Origin of the sequence: Streptococcus henryi DSM 19005 (assembly GCF_000376985.1) — a bacterium.
In the GTDB taxonomy this organism is placed as follows: Bacteria; Bacillota; Bacilli; order Lactobacillales; family Streptococcaceae; genus Streptococcus; species Streptococcus henryi.
In genome coordinates this window covers 47,501-63,987 of sequence record NZ_AQYA01000034.1, presented here as the reverse complement: position 1 = coordinate 63,987, position 16,487 = coordinate 47,501, and the positions used below count along the sequence as shown (strand labels likewise).

Annotated in this window: 12 protein-coding genes; 11 read left to right on the top strand and 1 reads right to left on the bottom strand. The window is 37.3% G+C overall.

What is annotated here, in order from left to right; all coding sequences use genetic code 11:
- Nucleotides 1-133: 133 nt before the first annotated feature.
- From F601_RS0107385 to F601_RS0107370, 4 genes are read left to right on the top strand one after another with little or no spacing between them, the layout of a single operon-like run.
- Nucleotides 134-718 carry a TetR/AcrR family transcriptional regulator gene (locus tag F601_RS0107385; protein WP_026183150.1) on the top strand — a complete coding sequence of 195 codons (585 nt, stop codon included), beginning with the start codon at nt 134-136 and terminating at the stop codon, nt 716-718.
- On the top strand, nt 718-3,129 hold the full coding sequence (locus F601_RS0107380) for a glycoside hydrolase family 2 protein (RefSeq protein WP_018165030.1): 2,412 nt from the start codon (nt 718-720) through the stop codon (nt 3,127-3,129). The genes F601_RS0107385 and F601_RS0107380 overlap by 1 nt, the downstream gene beginning before the upstream one ends.
- A complete protein-coding gene (locus F601_RS0107375; RefSeq protein ID WP_018165029.1) occupies nt 3,122-4,471 on the top strand; it encodes a glycoside-pentoside-hexuronide (GPH):cation symporter in 1,350 nt (449 codons plus the stop codon). Before F601_RS0107380 ends, F601_RS0107375 begins: the two co-directional genes overlap by 8 nt.
- Nucleotides 4,464-6,785: an alpha-galactosidase gene (locus F601_RS0107370; protein WP_018165028.1), complete on the top strand. Its 2,322-nt coding sequence runs from the start codon at nt 4,464-4,466 to the stop codon at nt 6,783-6,785. The genes F601_RS0107375 and F601_RS0107370 overlap by 8 nt, the downstream gene beginning before the upstream one ends.
- Before the next feature lie 18 nt (nt 6,786-6,803).
- On the opposite strand, the gene F601_RS0107365 is transcribed toward F601_RS0107370, so the two are convergent.
- Nucleotides 6,804-7,886 (bottom strand): DEAD/DEAH box helicase, encoded by a 1,083-nt coding sequence (locus F601_RS0107365; protein ID WP_018165027.1) that lies wholly within the window; start codon nt 7,884-7,886, stop codon nt 6,804-6,806.
- A gap of 136 nt (nt 7,887-8,022) precedes the next feature.
- Between F601_RS0107365 and udk the strand changes: the two genes are divergently transcribed.
- The 7 genes from udk (at nt 8,023) to F601_RS0107330 (ending at nt 16,350) form a co-directional block, all read left to right on the top strand.
- On the top strand, nt 8,023-8,646 hold the full coding sequence (gene udk, locus F601_RS0107360; RefSeq protein WP_018165026.1) for a uridine kinase: 624 nt from the start codon (nt 8,023-8,025) through the stop codon (nt 8,644-8,646).
- 153 nt (nt 8,647-8,799) lie between these two features.
- On the top strand, nt 8,800-9,789 hold the full coding sequence (locus tag F601_RS0107355) for a LacI family DNA-binding transcriptional regulator (RefSeq protein WP_018165025.1): 990 nt from the start codon (nt 8,800-8,802) through the stop codon (nt 9,787-9,789).
- Nucleotides 9,790-9,978: 189 nt separating this feature from the next.
- Nucleotides 9,979-10,896, top strand: coding sequence for an ABC transporter permease (locus F601_RS0107350; RefSeq protein ID WP_018165024.1), 918 nt, complete (start codon nt 9,979-9,981; stop codon nt 10,894-10,896).
- Nucleotides 10,897-10,905: 9 nt separating this feature from the next.
- A complete protein-coding gene (locus tag F601_RS0107345; RefSeq protein ID WP_018165023.1) occupies nt 10,906-11,793 on the top strand; it encodes a carbohydrate ABC transporter permease in 888 nt (295 codons plus the stop codon).
- Nucleotides 11,794-11,859: 66 nt separating this feature from the next.
- Complete coding sequence (locus F601_RS0107340) at nt 11,860-13,476, top strand: ABC transporter substrate-binding protein (protein WP_018165022.1); 1,617 nt, start codon at nt 11,860-11,862, stop codon at nt 13,474-13,476.
- A gap of 9 nt (nt 13,477-13,485) precedes the next feature.
- Nucleotides 13,486-14,856: a glycoside hydrolase family 32 protein gene (locus F601_RS0107335; protein ID WP_018165021.1), complete on the top strand. Its 1,371-nt coding sequence runs from the start codon at nt 13,486-13,488 to the stop codon at nt 14,854-14,856.
- Nucleotides 14,857-14,910: 54 nt separating this feature from the next.
- Nucleotides 14,911-16,350: a sucrose-specific PTS transporter subunit IIBC gene (locus tag F601_RS0107330; protein ID WP_018165020.1), complete on the top strand. Its 1,440-nt coding sequence runs from the start codon at nt 14,911-14,913 to the stop codon at nt 16,348-16,350.
- Nucleotides 16,351-16,487 lie beyond the last annotated feature (137 nt).

Below are 16,487 nucleotides of genomic sequence, written 5' to 3'. Positions count from 1 at the left end.
ATTAAAACTAGGCAAAATTTGCTTAGTTTTTTAATGTTTTTCATTGTAAACGCTACCATATTATAGTATACTTATCTTGAGGAGGAAACCGATTACAATGAAATAGTTTCCTAGAATTATGGAGGATATTGGTATGGACTCAAGAGAACTATGTTTAGAACAAACTTTGCTAATACTTTCAGAACGTGGACTTAAGTTTACTATGAGTGAACTTGCTAGTCAATTAGGCATGAGTAAGAAAACAATTTACCAACTTTTTGTTAGTAAGGAGGCCTTACTATTAGAAGTGGTTAAAAATACTTTTGCAAAAATTAAAGAAGAGGAGCAGATTATACTATCTGACGAGTCACTTGATATTATTCAAAAAATCAAAGCTCTTACGATTGTCTTGCCAGATTCCTATAAAAGTTTAAATTGGCAACGAGTTGGAGAATTGGCAGACAAGTATCCTAAGATTTATGCCCAAATTCAAGAATGTCTCGAATCAGATTGGGAAAGTACGCTGTCTCTATATGAAGAAGCGATTGAACGAGGATTGATAAAACCAACTAACCTTGCCGTCGTGAAAACGATGATAGAAGCAAGTATAGAGCATTTTTTGTCAACTCACGAGTTAGAAGAGGGCCAAATTTCATACATCGAAGCCCTGGAAACAATGATGGATATTATATTATATGGCATTACAACTAATGGTAATGCTACAAATGGAGGTAAATAGTGATTAGTGCTTTTAATGAAGAGTGGTATTTTTCAGAGCGTTTTTCTGAAGAATGGCTGAGCTGGCAAGTTGATGGCTTGTCTAATGAGGATATCTCACAAGTCTTTACTAGTCAAAAGTTTAATAGAGTAAGATTGCCGCACACAGTCAAAGAATTAGAAAGTAACTATTGCAATGAGGAAGATTATCAACTCTTAAGTACTTATTGCCATGTTATTGATGCTCCTGAGAACTGGCAAAATAAGCATGTATTTGTAACTTTTGGAGCGGCAGCGCATTTTGCTCAAGTTTATCTAAATGGTCAATTACTTGGTCAACATAAAAATGGTTACACAGCATTCACAGTGGAACTGACAGAAGCTCTGCGATTTGGCCAGAAAAATCTCTTACTTGTGCAACTAGATAGTCGTGAGTCAAGCAATATTCCACCTTTTGGTAAAGCTGTTGATTATTTAACCTATGGCGGACTTTACCGCGGGGTTAGTCTAGAGGTCAAGGAGACCTCTTATTTTGAGAATGTTTTTGTAAACGCTGACAAATTCGGTATCTTGAATTTGAAGCTACAAGCCCATCAGGCTGATATCTGCACAATCGAGGGTGGTGTTTACGATTCTAGTGGGCAGAAAATTATGTCTATTAGTCCTCAGCTATATCAGGAAAAACTTTCCTATGCCCTTTCAAATATAGACTTATGGTCAGTTGACTCACCAACTTTATATGAAATCAAACTAGAACTATGGCGTGAAGGTCACAAAGTAGATGATTATAACACGCGCTTTGGTTTTAGGTCTGTTGAGTTTAAAGCGGATGGCTTTTACCTTAATGATGAGAAAATCAAGTTGCGCGGTCTAAACCGCCATCAATCCTGGCCCTATATGGGCTATGCGGTTCCAAAGTCTGGACAACGTTTAGATGCTGAAATTATCAAATATGAGTTGGGCTGTAATGCAGTGCGTACAAGTCACTATCCCCAAAGTCACGATTTCTTAGACCGGTGTGATGAGATTGGTTTACTAGTTTTCACTGAAATACCTGGTTGGCAGCATATCGGCGATAAGGAGTGGCAGGAAGTTGCCATCCAAAACACTCGGGAAATGGTAGAACAGTACCGCAATCATCCAAGTATTTTTATCTGGGGTGTACGAATCAATGAAAGCCAAGACAATGATGACTTCTATTCAGCCACTAACGCTCTTGCTCATGAGCTTGATCCGACCCGACCAACCGGTGGAGTCCGTAATTTCAAAAATAGCAATCTTCTAGAGGACGTCTACACCTACAATGATTTCTTCCACAACGGAAGCAACTCAGGCTGTGAGCCTAAGAGAAAGGTAACAAAAAACGCTAAGAATGCTTATCTAGTATCAGAATACAATGGGCATATGTTCCCAACCAAATCTTATGATTGGGAAGGAAAACGTCTTGAGCATGCGCTAAGACATGCCCGTGTTCTCAATGATGTGGCTGCTGAAAATGATATTGCTGGTAGTTTTGGCTGGTGTCTTTTTGATTACCATACCCATAAGGATTTTGGAAGCGGAGACCGCCTCTGTCATCATGGCGTACTCGATATGTTCCGTAATCCTAAGATGGCTGCCAGTGTTTATGCGGCTCAAGGTAGAGATAAGCCAGTTTTAGAGGTTTCATCAGCTATGGACATTGGTGAGCATCCAGCTGGATTCTTGGGTGATATTTATGCCTTCACGAATGCAGATGAAGTGCGTTTGTACAAGAACAAGGAATTCGTTAAAACATTTAAAGCTTCCCAAGACTTTTCGTCAATGAAGCATGCCCCTATCGCTATAACAGATACTATCGGAGACTTGCTTGTTAAGAATGAAGGCCTGTCCCCTAAGGCAGCTGAGCAGGTTAAAAAATGCTTGCAAGCCATTGCCAAACATGGACCGACAGCTCTGCCATTTTCCATCTATCCGACAATGGCAAAACTCATGATTTTTGATGGTGTGACTTATGAAAAAGCTGAGCGCTGGTTTGGTAAGTATGTGGCCAGTTGGGGTGAAAAGGCGACCCAGTGGCGCTTTGAAGCTTGGAAGGATGGTGTCAAAGTGAGCCAAGTGATTAAAGAACCCGTTCAAAAAGTTAAACTTGACGTCACCGTTGATCATGCCCAGCTGTGCGAAGAAGATACCTGGGATATGGCAACTGTACGTATTCGATCAGTGGACCAAAATGGGAATACGCTGCCTTATATCAATCGTAGTCTGACTTTCGAGCTGACAGGGGAGGCCCAATTAGTTGGCCCTAAACACGTCCCTCTCCAAGGTGGAATGACAGCTACTTATATCAAAACTATAGGTAAAAACGGAACAGCACAACTAAAAATTAAAGCAGAAGGCCTTGAAGACTATTTGATAAACTTCACATGTCAAGGTGGTAAAGAAAATGAATAAGAAGATTAGTTATGGAATCGGTGCCCTAGGTAAAGATATGGTTTATGCCCTAGTATCGGGCTTCATTCTCTATTATTACAACACCATTTTGGGAATATCTGGTACTTTTACAGGTATCATGATGATGTTAGCGAGGGTATTTGATGCCTTTAATGACCCAATCATGGGAGTAGTGGTTGAGAAAACAAACACAAAATTTGGTAAATTCAGACCTTGGATTTTTTCAGGAACAATAATCAATGCTCTTATTCTTTACGGCATGTTTGCTATGCCAGAATCTTTATCAGGTACAGCTATGCTCATTTATGCTAGCCTTGCCTATGTTCTCTGGGGAGTTTCATATACCATGATGGATATTCCATTTTGGAGCATGATTCCTGCCCTTACCAAACCAGGTAAAGAGCGTGAAGATTTAACTGTTGTTGGTCGTACCAGCGCTAGTATTGGATTTGCTATTCCAACGGCAATCACAATGCTTTTAGTTACTCATCTTGGATCCAGTGAACGTCAAGGATTCGCTTATCTGGCAGCTGGTATTGCCTTGGTTTTTATTCTTTTTGAAACTATTTGTATTCTTGGGATTAAGGAAAAACCAACGAAGGCTGATAAGACACCTAGCTTGAAAGAGATGCTTCAGTCATTAGTTTCAAATGACCAAGCCATGCTGGTTGTTCTTGCTATCATTCTCTTTAATTCATCTATTTATTTAACCAGCCAATTAGCCCTTTATTTCTTTAAATATGACATCGGTAATAGCGAAATTTTTGGTCTCTTCGGCATTATCGGCGGTGCTGGTCAAATGTTGAGCATGATGACCTATCCAATCTTGCGTAAACGTTGGTCTACCCGTCAAGTTTTGATTGGCGGTATCGGCGTCACCATCCTCGGTTATCTTTTACTCTTCTTATTAGCAAGCCTACATCAAACATCAATCATTTTCTTAGGTCTCTCTGCCTTTATTATCTACATTGGATTTGGCTTAGTGACTGTTTTGACAACTATTTTTCTTGCCGATACTGTCGATTATGGTGAGTGGAAGACCGGTCAGCGCAACGAATCTGTTGTCTTTTCTATGCAGACTTTTGTGGTCAAATTGGCTAGCGCTATTAGCGTTTTGATTTCTGGTATCGGAATTGACTTGATTGGTTTAGACGTTAAAGCTGCGCAGCAAAGTCCAGAGACTCTCTTCGGTCTGCGAGCCCTCATGACCATTGTTCCAATCATTGGTTTTGTCGTATCGCTCTGCTATTTTACAAAAAAATACAAACTGACCGAAGCGGAAACCAAGCGTATCGCGCAAGAATTAGCATCACGCAGAGGAGCGGAGGCAACGCATGATTAAGATTGATGATGATTTAATTTCTTTGGAGACAGAGAATACAGGCTATTATCTTGGCAAACGAGGAAATCTTTGGGAGACTTTGCATTATGGCGCCAAGATACATCCTGATAGACTGGCTCTGACTGAAAAAATTGATTCAGGTTATGGAACAGATGTGGTCTATAGGGAGGACATGGGCAAGGATGCTCTCCTTCATTTAAGTTTAGATTTGTCTCCTACGCATAAGGGGGATTACCGTCAAACCGCCTTGGACGTCACCTTGGCAAATGGCTCTTCCGTTTGTGATTGGACCTTCGTCTCTGCTCAAATTAATGAAGGTACTTGGCAATCAGAGGAGCTACCTTTTGCTCATGAAGCTGAGCAACACTTGGTCATGACCTATACAGGAACTGGTGGGCTTCAAGTGGACTTAGTCTACTCAGTTTTTCCTGAAGCAGATGTCATCACACGCCGAATGATTTTGACAAATACAGGGCAGGAGAGTGTAATACTTAATCGTGCCTTATCCTATCAGTTAGACTTGCCAAGTTATGGCTATCAGTTAAGTACCTTCACAGGAGCTTGGGCGCGTGAACGTCATGAATCAGTTAGAGATTTAACGAATGGTCGCCATGCTTTTGGAAGCAGTACAGGAACATCATCCCATTTTTGCAATCCCTTCTTTATGATTTACCAAGAAGATGCGACAGAGGAAACAGGAGCTGTTTACGGTTTCAATCTTATCTATTCAGGCAATCATTTTGGTCAGGTAGAAGTTGGTCCCTATCAAAAAATGAGAATTATGGCTGGTATCCAAGATGACGGTTTTTCTTGGACACTGGAGCCTGGGCAATCTTTTGAAAGTCCTGAAGCCATGCTGACCTTTTCAAAAGCTGGTAAGAATGGCATGAGCCAAAATTGTCATAACTTTGTTAAGCATCATATTGTATCGAAAAATTGGGCAAGTAAAGAACGTCCGATTCTACTCAACAATTGGGAAGCGACCTACTTTGACTTTAATCAAAGAAAACTGCTTAAATTAGCCAAGGAAGCTAAAGAGGTGGGAATAGAGCTCTTTGTTTTGGATGATGGTTGGTTTGGTCAACGAAATTCTGATACAGAAGGCCTTGGAGATTACGACGTTAATCTCAAAAAGTTACCGTTAGGTTTAGCTGGATTGGCTAAGCAGATAAATAAAATTGGACTTGATTTTGGTATATGGATTGAACCTGAGATGGTAAGTGTTAAGAGTAAACTTTACCAAGAGCATCCCGATTGGGCAGTAAGTGCCCCTGGTATAGAACCATCACTAGGACGTCATCAGTTAGTTCTTGATCTATGTCGACCAGAAGTTCAAGATTATATCATCGAACAGATTAATAAGCTCTTATCCTCAGCAAATATTTCTTATGTCAAGTGGGATATGAACCGTCATCTCTCAGACATCTTTAGTCCAATCCTTTCTAATCAAGGTCAATTTTATCATAGCTGGGTTAAGGGACTTTATCGTATTTTAAGAGAGATTATGGCAAAGCACCCTGATATTCTCTTTGAAGGATGCTCGAATGGTGGTAATCGTTTTGACCTAGGCATGCTCTGCTATTTCCCACAAATCTGGACAAGCGATAACACGGATGTGTACGAGCGTATGAAGATTCAGACGGGAACTTCTTATGGTTATCCGCAATCAACCATGTCTTGCCACGTGTCGGATGTCCCTAATCATCAGACACTGCGAAATAGTCCGATAGAATCGCGCTTTGATATTGCTAGTTTTGGAATTCTGGGTTATGAACTTGATGTGACCAAGCTTCCTAGTGCCGATAAAAAAATCCTCCAGGCACAGATTGCCTATTACAAGGAGCACAGAAAACTCCTCCAATTTGGATCTTTCTATCGTCTCATTTCTCCTTTAAAAATGGCAGAGCAGACGAGGTGGCTTGTGGTGGCAGAAGATAAAAGTCAGGCTGTGCTCATGGATGCCATAGGGCGCAGTCAGCCAAATCAAGAAAGTTTGCCGGTACGCTTGCCCTATTTGGAAGCAGACTATCTTTATGACATTTGCAATCGCCAAGAACAGTTGGATATTCGCCAATTTGGCTCGCTAATGAATGCTGCGCTTCCGGTCAAGGTCAATCATCAGGGGTTGGCAGTGCACGTCATAGCAGATCATTACAGAATGACACTCGAAAAAGAGAACTACCAAGCTTATGGAGACCTCTTAGCTCATGCAGGAATTAAACTCAATCAAGCCTTCACGGCAACTGGTTTCAGCGACAAGACAAGACTGATGCCTGATTACGGAGCTAGATTATATCATATTGCAAAAAAATAAGCGTTGGATATCCAGCGCTTATTTGATATGTAATTTCTGATTTTTGAGGTAAATCTCAGAGACTTTGGCAAATTTTTTCAATTTCTTTAAGTCTTCTGGATGCGTGACAAAAGTGATAACAGCTCCAGTTTTTCCCATACGGCCAGTACGACCTGCACGGTGAGTATAGGTTTCACGGTCTCGAGCAACTTCAAAGTTGATGACATATTCAAGGTTTTCAATATCAATGCCACGGGCCACTAGGTCTGTAGCCAATAGCAGAGCGATGTCATGATTTTTGAATTTTTCTAAAATGACCTTACGGAATTTGACATTGACATCAGAAGCCAAGGAAACGGCTGACGCTTGGTTAAACTGCAAACGTTCCTCGCTAGCTCCTAAATCTGATAAAGAGTTGAAGAAAACCAACCCACGAAAATCTGGAATATTAGAAAACTTACGAAGAAGTTCAACACGTTCACGCTTGTCAACTGAGATATAATAGTGTGAGATTGTATCCAACTTTTGATCTGATAAATCAATGGTAATGGTATTTTCAGCCAAAACGGATTGATCAACTTTATTGGTTGCACTCATGTAAATCATCTGATGATCACGAGGAACGTGATTAGTGATTTTGCTGACAAAATGGTATTGAGAATCACCCAAAAGTTCATCAAATTCATCTAAGATGATCGTGTCCACATTCATCATCTTGATTTTTTTCAGTTTGATGAGTTCAAAAACACGACCTGGTGTACCAATCAAAGTTTCTGGACCTTTCTTCAAACGTTCAATCTGACGTTTTTGGCTGGAACCAGAAAGGAAAAGCTGAGCAGTTAAACCAAGAGGCTCTGCCCATTCTTTAGTAACTTCAAAAATTTGTCCAGCTAATTCTGTATTAGGTGAAAGAATGAGCAGTTGTTGTGATTTTTTAGGTTTAAGTTTAAGAAGTGCAGGTAGAAGATAAGCTAAGGTCTTACCAGTCCCTGTTGGACTAATACCAAGTACATTATCACCTTGTGAAATAGGTTCAAAAACTTTTTCCTGAATATCAGTGAGTTCTGTAAAGTTTAGCTGAGCTAATTTATCCTGCCAAGCTGTAGGAAATTGTGAAATCATAGTGTCTCTTTTCTTATCTTTAGCTATAGAGTAAGCATAATTTTGTGATTACGCATACAATAGATAGTCTTGTCTTTTATTATAGCATGATTTTTGGTAAAATAGGTAGAAAGTCTTTTTGAAAGTGGAGTAATAAATGCGTAAAAAACCAATTATTATCGGTGTTACTGGTGGATCTGGTGGAGGAAAAACCAGTGTTTCTCGTGCCATCTTGTCAAATTTCCAAGATGAAAAAATTGCTATGATTGAGCATGATTCATACTATAAGGACCAATCTCATTTAACTTTTGAAGAACGTGTCACAACTAACTATGATCATCCTTTAGCTTTTGACACAGACCTTATGATTGAACACATTAATGAACTAATCGCAGGTCGTCCAGTCGATATTCCAATTTATGACTACACTCAACATACACGTAGTGAAAAAACTTATCGCCAAGAACCACAAGATGTCTTCATCGTAGAAGGAATTTTGGTTCTAGAGGATAAACGCTTGCGTGACTTGATGGATATCAAATTATTTGTGGATACAGATGATGATATCCGTATCATTCGTCGTATTAAACGCGATATGGAAGAACGCGGTAGAAGCCTTGATAGCATTATCGAACAATACACTTCAGTCGTTAAACCAATGTATCACCAATTCATTGAACCAACAAAACGCTATGCAGACATCGTTATCCCAGAAGGTGTAAGCAATGTAGTAGCCATCGACCTAATCAACACCAAAGTCGCAAGCATTTTGGGGGAATAAGAGTCCTACAATCTTTGATGAGACTGAGAATTATTTTTGGTCTCATTTTTAATTAATTTGAAATTATATATGATAATTTTCATTTACTTACACAAAAAACTAGAAAACGATTTCAATAAATGCTAGAATAAAAACAACGAAGGAGGTGAAACTATGGGTGAAACGAAAAAATCTGTAACTATGAAAGATGTAGCAAGTTTAGCTGGAGTTAGTGTTGGTACTGTTTCACGTGTTATTAATAATGAAAAAGGTATCAAGGAAATAACACTTCAAAAAGTAACTCAAGCCATAGAAGAATTAAACTATATACCAGACGCTTATGCACGAGGTATGAAAAAGAGTAAGACTGAAACCGTCGCCTTAATTTTACCAAGTATATGGCATCCTTTCTTTTCGGAATTTGCATATTTTGTAGAAAAAGAACTGAGCAATTTAAATTATAAATTACTTTTATGTAACATTAGTAGTGGCAAGAGAGAAATAGATTACATCAAAATGTTGCAAGAAAATAAAGTTGATGGAATTATTGCAATTACTTACAGTGATATTGAAGATTATTTAGCAACAAACATTCCTTTTGTAAGTATTGACAGAACATATGCTAATAAAGAGATACCATGTGTAACTTCAGATAATAAAGCTGGTGGAAAGTTAGCAGCTCAAAAATTAATTGAAAAAGGGTGTCAAGAGTTCGCCTTTATCGGAGGGCACAATAGTACAACAAATACAACTAAGGATCGAAGGCAATATTTTGAAACATATTTGAAAGAGCAAAATAAAATATACCATATTCTTGACTTAGAAGAACCAATTCATGATTTAGAAGAAAATATCAAGCAATTGTTCACCTCACATCCTAATATTGACGGAATCTTTACGGTAAATGATTTTACAGCTCTAGATGTTATTAGAACACTAGAAAAAATGGGACGGAGTGTACCAGATGAAGTCCAAGTCATTGGATATGATGGTATTCGCTTAGCTTCAGGAAGAGACTATCCTGTAACAACAATGAAGCAACCTGTTGACGCTATGGCAAATGAGGCAGTTAGAATTCTAATGGGCATCATCAATCATACCCCTCATCAATTGCAAGTAACTCTACCAATTAGATACATAGAAGGGCCGACGACAAAAAAATAAAAATTTTCAAAAAAACGTTGACAGAAAACGCTATCAATGTTAAAATTTACTTGTAAATAAGTCGTCAGCTTTTTTATTATTAAAAATATGAAACGTTTCAATTTTGATTAAGACACTTTAAAATTATTATGGATTGAAGTGTCTATAAATTACGAAACAAAATGAAACGTTTCAAAAAAAGGAGTAGACATGAAAAAAACTGCAAATGGTTCAAGTTTATGGTCTAGGATTAATCAGCAAAAACTTCTTTTGTTAATGTTGGTTCCAGGATTATTGTTAACATTTATTTTTAAGTATATGCCTATGTATGGAGTCTTGATTGCATTTAAGGACTATAATCCACTACAAGGTATTCTAGCCAGTCCTTGGGTTGGTTTTGAAGAGTTTAGACAATTTTTGTCATCACCTAACTTTGGGATGCTTTTAGGAAACACACTGAAACTTAGTGTCTATGGTCTCTTACTAGGTTTCTTTCCGCCTATTATTTTAGCTATTATGCTTAATCAATTGATGAGTGATAAAGTCAAAAAAAGACTTCAACTCATTCTATATGCACCAAACTTTATTTCTGTAATTGTAATCGTTGGTATGATTTTCCTTTTTTTCTCAGCTGAGGGACCGGTCAACAGCATCCTTTCATTTTTTGGAATTAAGGCCAGTTTCATGACTGATCCGAATTACTTTAGACCTCTCTACATTATGAGTGGTATTTGGCAAGGTATGGGATGGGCATCAACACTATATACAGCAACACTTGTAAATGTTGATACATCTCTTGTTGAAGCAGCACAATTAGATGGAGCTAATATTTTCCAACGGATTAGACATATTGATTTACCAGCTCTAAAACCAATTATGGTTATTCAATTTATTTTAGCAGCTGGTAATATTATGAACGTTGGTTATGAAAAGGCATTCTTGATGCAGACATCGTTGAACTTAACTGCATCTGAAATTATCTCAACCTATGTTTATAAAGTAGGTTTGGTATCTGGCGATTACTCATACTCTACTGCAGTAGGTTTGTTTAACTCTATTATTAATATGATTCTATTGATTTCAGTTAATAAAATTGTTGAACGAATGAACGATGGACAAGGTCTTTAGGAGGCAAGCATGAACACAAAAATGTATACAGATTTTGATAGACGGGTTTTAATTGTCAATCGTATTCTAATAGGATTCCTTGTTCTTATCACTGTTGTTCCAATGGGTTATATTCTGATTGCATCTTTTATGGATCCTCAGGTATTGGCGACAAGAGGAATCAGTTTAAATCCAAGTGATTGGACAGTACAAGGATATCAAAGAGTTTTTAGTGACGATTCTATCCTTCGAGGTTTTATTAATTCACTTTTTTACTCAACGGCCTATGCAATATTGACGGTAGCCATCTCTGTTATGACAGCATATCCTCTTTCTAAAAAGGATTTAGTAGGGCGTAAATGGGTTAACTATTTCTTAATTATTACCATGTTCTTTGGTGGTGGTTTGGTTCCGACTTATCTTTTGATTAAGCAGTTAGGGATGTTAAACACAGTTTGGGCTATTATTGTTCCTGGAGCAGTTAATGTTTGGAATATTATTTTAGCAAGGACTTATTTCCAAGGTATTCCAGAGGAGTTAGTTGAAGCAGCAGTAATTGATGGAGCTAATGACTTCCAAATATTTCTAAAAATTATGCTTCCTCTTGCTAAACCAATTATGTTTGTCCTCTTCCTCTATGCATTTGTAGGTCAGTGGAATTCTTACTTCGATGCAATGATTTATATTAAAGATCCTGACTTAGCACCCCTACAGTTGGTTCTCCGTAATATCCTTATCCAAAATGAAGTTAGCTCAAATATGATTGGTGCACAAGCAGCAATGAATGAAATGAAAAAACTTGCTGAGATGATTAAATATGCAACTATTATTATTTCAAGTTTACCTCTGATTGTTATGTACCCATTCTTCCAAAAATATTTTGACAAGGGAATTATGGCTGGTTCACTCAAAGGCTAAAGGTTCTTTATAGCAGAATCCAATAATAATGTTAAAGATTAAATAATAAACAAAAAGGAGTTTATCATGAAAAAAAGTTCAATTACAAAAAGTATGCTAGTTTTAGCAAGTGCATTAATACTGACAGCTTGTGGATCTAAATCAAATGGAGCTGCGAGTCCTGATTATGAATTAAAAAATATAAGTTTTCCACTAGAAGAAAAAATCACATTGAAATTTATGACGGGAAGTTCTACATTAGCGCCAAAAGATCCGAATAATAAGTTGATTTTACAGCGTCTTGAGGAGCAAACTGGCGTACATATTGATTGGACAAACTATCAAAATGACTTTGCTGAAAAACGAAATCTTGATATTTCAAGTGGTGATTTACCTGATGCAATCCACAATGATGGTGCCTCAGACGTTGAATTGATGAACTGGGCTAAACAGGGAGTTATTGTACCAGTTGAAGATTTGATTGATGACTATATGCCTAATCTTAAGAAAATTTTAGATGAAAACCCAGAATATCGTTCACTAATTACAGCACCTGATGGTCATATTTACTCATTCCCTTGGATTGAAGAATTAGGTGAAGGTAAGGAGTCTATCCATAGTGTGAATGATATGGCATGGATAAATACAGAATGGCTTGATAAACTCGGTCTCACTATGCCTGAAACAACAGACGATCTTATTAAAGTGTTAGAAGCTTTTAAAACTCAAGATCCGAATGGTAATGGCAAAGCTGATGAAATTCCAATTTCATTTATTAATGATGGTGGAAATGAAGACTTTAAGGTACTTTTTGGATCATTCGGCGAAGGTGATAACGATGATCACATTGTTGTAAGTAATGATGGAATAGTTGATTTTACTGCTGACAATGAGTCATATAAAGAAGCAGTGAAATTTATGCGTAGCCTTTATGAAAAGGGATTAATCGATACCGAAGCCTTTGAACAAGATTGGAATTCATACGTCTCAAAAGGAGGAGATCAAGTGTTTGGTCTATACTTCACTTGGGATAAAAATAACGTAACTGGAGATAATGAAAATTATGACATTCTTCCAGTACTTGCTGGTCCTGATGGACAAAAAAATGTAACACGTACAAATAATATCGGTTTTTCTCGTGACCGAATGGTTATTACAAGTGCAAACCAAAATCTTGAGTTAACAGCAAAATGGATTGACGCTCAATATAACCCTCTTCAATCTGTTCAGAATAACTGGGGTACTTATGGAGATAGTGAACAACAAAATATTTTTGAATTCGATGAAGCTAATCAAATGTTGAAACACTTACCACTTGAGGGAACAGCTCCAACAGAAATTCGTCAAAAGACAGAGGTTGGAGGACCACTTGCTATTTTGGATTCTTATTATGGCTCAGTAACAACAATGCCAGATGATGCAAAATGGCGTTTAGATATTCTTAAAGAAAACTATGTTCCATATATGAACAATGACAATATTTATCCTAAAGTTTTCATGGAAGAAAAAGATTTGGATAGATTAGCTCAAATTGAAGCTGACATGAAAGACTATGTCACTCGTAAACGTTCTGAATGGATTACTAAAGGTGGAATTGATACTGAGTGGGATTCTTATAAAGCTGAACTTGAGAAATATGGACTAAGCGAATATCTATCCATTAAACAAACGTATTATGATGATTATTTAAAATCACAAAAATAGGGAGAGATTATGACAGAGGAAAAAATTACTGTTGATAGAGCCAATAAGTACATTGCTGAGAATGCTCAGCATGTGAACAATCAATTTAAACCTGAAAAGCATTTCTCTGCCCCTATTGGCTGGATTAATGACCCCAATGGTTTTGTTTACTTCCGTGGTGAATACCATCTCTTCTATCAATATTATCCTTATGGAAGTTTTTGGGGACCTATGCATTGGGGACATGCAAAAACAAGAGACTTTGTAAACTGGGAACATCTCCCAGTTGCATTGGCTCCAGATATGCCTTATGATAAAGATGGATGTTTTTCCGGAAGTGCAATAGTTAAAGATGATGTTTTATGGCTAATGTATACTGGGAATATTAACAATGAAGATGGTTCTGTTAGTCAAATTCAAAATATGGCTTATTCAAGAGATGGTATACATTTTGAAAAAATAAAACAAAATCCAGTAGCAGTAGGGTCTATCTTACCAGATGATTTTATCAACGCTGATTTTAGAGACCCAAAACTTTTTGAAAAAGATGGTCATTATTATGCAGTAGTAGCATCTAAACATAAGGAAAACGTTGGTACTGTAGTTCTATTGGGCTCAGAAGATTTGATTGACTGGAAATTTGAGTCAGTCTTCTTAAAAGGTACAAAAGAGCAAGGAGTCATGTGGGAATGTCCAGATTACTTTGAGATTGATGGGAAATCATATTTGATTTTTTCTCCAATGCGTTATCCAAAAGACGGAAATGATTTTCAGAATATAAACTCTTCCATTATTTTGAATGGTGCTGTAGACTGGGTGAATAAAGAATTTAAACCTGAAACAATAAAAGAAATTGATCATGGTCAAGACTTTTATGCACCACAGTCGACACAAGGACCAGATGGCAGACGAATCATTATTGCTTGGATGCACACATGGGGTCGTACTGTCATCCCACATGAGCTGGACCATAAATGGGCTTGTAATATGACATTACCTAGACTTCTTGTTCAAGGTAAGAATCAGAATCTTCTTCAAAAATTACCTGACGAGATGGTATCTCTTCTTCCAGTAATCTCCTTGGGAGAAGAGATTGTCTCTGGAAGGTTTGAAGTAGAAGTCGAAGGAAATCTTATCTATCAATTAGGATCAGAAAAAGATTATATACTCTTTGGATTTGACGCAACTAGCAAAGAAGTTTTTATTGATAGAAGTCACCAATTGTTAAAAATTATTGGCGAAGAAGATTGGTCAACTGAGAGATGTGCAGTATCTATTGAAGCTGAAAAGATTCAAGTTGTAATAGATAGAAATACCATAGAGATATTTGTCAATGATGGCCAAGAAGTACTGTCTTCAGTCTTTTACTTGCAGGAAAAGCATTTTTTGAATAAGTTATAAAAGTCAAAATATTGGATTGGAAATGAAATCACAAAACATTAAAGGGGAAGAGCTATGACCAAGTCTAAATACAAAGAAACTGCTTCAGCCATTATTACAGCAGTTGGAGGTGAGGACAATATTGTGTCAGCAGTCCACTGCGCAACTCGCTTAAGATTAGTAATAAAAGACGAGTCAAAAATTGATATTGTAAAAATTGAATCCTTGGAGTTAGTTAAGGGACATTTTAACAACGGAGGTCAGTTTCAAATAATTTTGGGAACCGGTATTGTTAATAATGTTTATCAAGAATTTACTAACTTGACTAACTTAGTAGAGGTTAGTAAAGAAGAATTTAAAGAAGTAGCAGCATCAAAGCTTAATCCTCTGCAAAAAATTCTTAAGACTTTAGCAGATGTTTTTGTTCCAATCCTGCCTGCTCTCGTTGCATCTGGTCTTTTATTGGGAATCAACAACGTTTTGACCGCCAAAGGCTTGTTTGTTGCTAGTAAGACCTTGGTGGATTTATATCCAGAATTTACTGATATAGCAAATATGATAAATTTATTTGCAAATGCAGCTTTTGTATTCTTACCCATACTTATTGGTTTTTCTGCAGCTAATATATTTGGTGCTACTCCAGTTCTAGGAGCAGTAATTGGTGCAATTATGATTCACCCAGATTTACTCAGTGGTTATAGCTATGGTGAAGCATTGGTAAATAATAGCATCCCGCATTGGAACTTATTTGGATTTAAAGTGGCTCAGGTAGGTTATCAAGGAACTGTCCTTCCAGTTATTGCAGCTTCCTATGTTCTTTCAATTATTGAAAAAACATGTCGCAAGTTTGTCCCAGTAATCTTAGATATGATAATAACACCTCTTATTTCAGTATTCTTTACTGCTCTGCTTATTTTTATAGTGATTGGACCAGTAATGCGTTTTGTTGGTGATAGTCTAACAAACATGGTACTTTGGTTGTTTTATGATTTGGGAGCTATCGGTGGAGCGATTTATGGTGTTCTGTACCCTATACTGGTTATTACTGGCATGCATCATAGTCTTGTCACTGCGGAAATGCAGATTCTTTCAAATATTGAAACCTTAGGGGGTTCTCCAACATTTGCAGTTGTTTCTGCTTCAAATGTAGCACAGGGAGCAGCAGCGCTAGCAGTTTTTTTCCAAATGAAAAACGATATAAAGTTAAAAAGCATTGCACCTGCAGCAGGGACATCAGCATTGTTGGGAATTACAGAGCCAGCTTTGTTCGGAATTAACTTGAAACTACGTTATCCCTTCCTTGCAGCCTTGATTGGGTCAGCAGTAGGATCAGGTTATGCAACAATGATGAAAGTCTTGTCAGTCTCACAAGGACCTGCAGGAATTCCTGGAGTAATTGTGATGCGACCACAGTCAATGGGACAGTTTCTAATAGCAATTACTATCTCTTTTGTAATATCATTCCTAATGACATTCATTCTTCAAAAACTATTTTCTAAGAAAGTTGATGAATAATTCGTTGAAATGGATACAGTTACAGTAGAATCATTTCTGAATTTTCTACAAATCAAATAAGTCTAGTTTTCTAGGCTTATTTGATTTTAAAGTTAGTTTTATTTTCTTATATTATCAAAATCAATTTTAATAAGCTA

Coding starts and splice junctions, on each gene's coding strand:
- F601_RS0107385 (WP_026183150.1), top strand. CDS start 134: ATGGACTCAAGAGAACTATGTTTAGAACAAACTTTGCTAATACTTTCA.
- F601_RS0107375 (WP_018165029.1), top strand. CDS start 3,122: ATGAATAAGAAGATTAGTTATGGAATCGGTGCCCTAGGTAAAGATATG.
- F601_RS0107370 (WP_018165028.1), top strand. CDS start 4,464: ATGATTAAGATTGATGATGATTTAATTTCTTTGGAGACAGAGAATACA.
- F601_RS0107365 (WP_018165027.1), bottom strand. CDS start 7,886: ATGATTTCACAATTTCCTACAGCTTGGCAGGATAAATTAGCTCAGCTA.
- udk (WP_018165026.1), top strand. CDS start 8,023: ATGCGTAAAAAACCAATTATTATCGGTGTTACTGGTGGATCTGGTGGA.
- F601_RS0107355 (WP_018165025.1), top strand. CDS start 8,800: ATGGGTGAAACGAAAAAATCTGTAACTATGAAAGATGTAGCAAGTTTA.
- F601_RS0107350 (WP_018165024.1), top strand. CDS start 9,979: ATGAAAAAAACTGCAAATGGTTCAAGTTTATGGTCTAGGATTAATCAG.
- F601_RS0107345 (WP_018165023.1), top strand. CDS start 10,906: ATGAACACAAAAATGTATACAGATTTTGATAGACGGGTTTTAATTGTC.
- F601_RS0107340 (WP_018165022.1), top strand. CDS start 11,860: ATGAAAAAAAGTTCAATTACAAAAAGTATGCTAGTTTTAGCAAGTGCA.
- F601_RS0107335 (WP_018165021.1), top strand. CDS start 13,486: ATGACAGAGGAAAAAATTACTGTTGATAGAGCCAATAAGTACATTGCT.
- F601_RS0107330 (WP_018165020.1), top strand. CDS start 14,911: ATGACCAAGTCTAAATACAAAGAAACTGCTTCAGCCATTATTACAGCA.